Origin of the sequence: Streptomyces sp. UNOB3_S3, assembly GCF_020740895.1 — a bacterium.
GTDB lineage: Bacteria > Actinomycetota > Actinomycetes > Streptomycetales > Streptomycetaceae > Streptomyces.
In genome coordinates this window covers 1-1,899 of the sequence record NZ_JAILXP010000639.1, presented here as the reverse complement: position 1 = coordinate 1,899, position 1,899 = coordinate 1, and the positions used below count along the sequence as shown (strand labels likewise).

At 72.1% G+C, this 1,899-nt stretch carries 2 protein-coding genes and 1 tRNA gene; all 3 read left to right on the top strand.

The window, feature by feature from the left end:
* The first annotated feature begins 97 nt into the window (after positions 1–97).
* The 3 genes from K6I33_RS34615 to K6I33_RS34605 all read left to right on the top strand — a co-directional run bounded on the left by K6I33_RS34615 (position 98) and on the right by K6I33_RS34605 (position 1,852).
* A tRNA-Ser gene (locus K6I33_RS34615) sits at positions 98–185 on the top strand.
* 173 nt (positions 186–358) lie between these two features.
* Positions 359–829, top strand: coding sequence for a hypothetical protein (locus tag K6I33_RS34610; RefSeq protein WP_229358763.1), 471 nt, complete (start codon positions 359–361; stop codon positions 827–829).
* A 99-nt stretch (positions 830–928) separates the two neighbouring features.
* Entirely contained in the window at positions 929–1,852 is a 924-nt protein-coding gene (locus K6I33_RS34605; RefSeq protein ID WP_229358762.1) for a hypothetical protein, read from the top strand.
* Positions 1,853–1,899: the final 47 nt, after the last annotated feature.

Below are 1,899 nucleotides of genomic sequence, written 5' to 3'. Positions count from 1 at the left end.
GTATAAGAGACAGCCCTCGTCCCCCTCCGCCACCTCGGCCCCCCTCCCGAGAGCACGTGTTCGCGAGCACCCCTCGGAGTCTTGTATTGTTTGCGGCGGAGGATTCGCCTAGAGGCCTAGGGCGCACGCTTGGAAAGCGTGTTGGGGGCAACCCCTCACGAGTTCGAATCTCGTATCCTCCGCCAGTGCCTCACCGGGCACTACCGAAGGCCCCGACCGGGAAACCGGCCGGGGCCTTCGGCGTTCCATGGGCGCAGTTCTGGTCGCGGTTCGCGATTCCGGTCGCGGTGGCGTCCTCGCGAGCGATGCTGGAGATGCCGGATGCGAAGCGGCCCCTAGGAGAGACGGCAGAGCGGTGATGAGCACGGGACAGTCGCGCGGCCGGGCGCTCGCCCAGCTGATGGCTGTGTGTGCCGTCCTGCTCGGGCTCTTCCTCATGCACGGCTCCCCCGCCTCCGCGGCCACCGGCTGCCACGGGGCCATGCAGGAGCACGTCGCCACTCCCGCTTCTCCTGTCGTTCCCACCGGGCACGCCGCCCACCGCGCGCATGAGACGGCTGCCGGAATGACCCCGGCCGCGACGGCCCACTCCCCCGTGCACGTGGACGCGCAGGGCATGACCGGCGAGCACGGAACGCTGTGCGTGGCCACCGCTCCCCGTGACCGCCTTCCGCTGCCCACGATCTGGCTCCTGGCCGCCGTCGTCCTCGCGGGTCCGGCCGGGTGGGCGCTGGTGCGGCGGTGCCTGGTCGCGGGGAGCGTCGGGCGGCGTGGGCCGCCGGGGCACGGGCGCGCGCTCCTGCTGAGGAAGTGCGTAGCGCGGAACTGACAGGCGCCTCGCCCGCGCCCGCCGTCCAGGCGGCGTCGGGCCACGTGTCCTGATCAGCCGCGCGCCCGTACGGCGCGCACGCCCCGAAAGTTTCGTGTGATGTCGTTCACTTCTCGTCTCTCTTCCTCCCGCCGTCGCGCTCTGGCGGCGGCCGGTACGGCCGTCGTTCTCGCGGTGACGCTGGCGGCCTGCGGATCGTCCGACGACTCCGGCTCGTCCATGCCCGGCATGGACCACGGCGCCAAGCCCACGGCCTCGCCGTCGGCCCAGGACCACTCCTCGATGCCCGGCATGGACCACGGCGCCATGGGCGACGGCCTGGCCGACGCCAAGGACGGCTACAAGCTGACCTCCGGCGCCACCGAGCTCCCCGCCGGCAAGGAGACCGCCTACAAGTTCCAGATCATGGGCCCGGACGGCAAGCCGGTCACCGGCTTCGCCGAGGAGCAGACCAAGCGGATGCACTTCTACGCCGTCCGCTCGGACCTCACCGGCTTCCAGCACCTCCACCCGGCCATGGCCGACGACGGCACCTGGACCGCCGGCCTCGCGGCCCTGGAGCCGGGCACCTGGCGGACGTACGCCTCCTTCACCCCGGACGGCGGGCCGGGCAAGGGCAAGGACTTCGTCCTCAGCCGTACGGTCACCGTCCCCGGCGACGTGCGGCAGACCCCGCTGCCGAAGGCGGCCACCAGCGCCGAGGCCGACGGCTACACCGTCACCGTCAAGGGCGGCCTGATGGCCGGCATGGCCCACCCCCTGACCGTCAGCGTCAGCAAGGACGGCAAGCCGGTCACCGACCTCCAGCCGTACCTGAACACCTACGCGCACGTGACCGCCTTCCACGAGGGCGATCAGGCCTTCGCCCACCTCCACCCCGAGACCAAGGTCGAGGGCGACAAGGGCGGGCCCGACCTGGCCTTCCAGGCCATGCTGCCCAAGGCCGGCAACTGGCGGGTGTTCCTCCAGTTCCAGACCGGCGGCACGCTCCACACCGCCGCGCTGACGCTGAGCGTCAGCTGAAGCCGACGCGATCGGTGGGGGCGGCGCCCGCGCCGCCCCCACCCCCA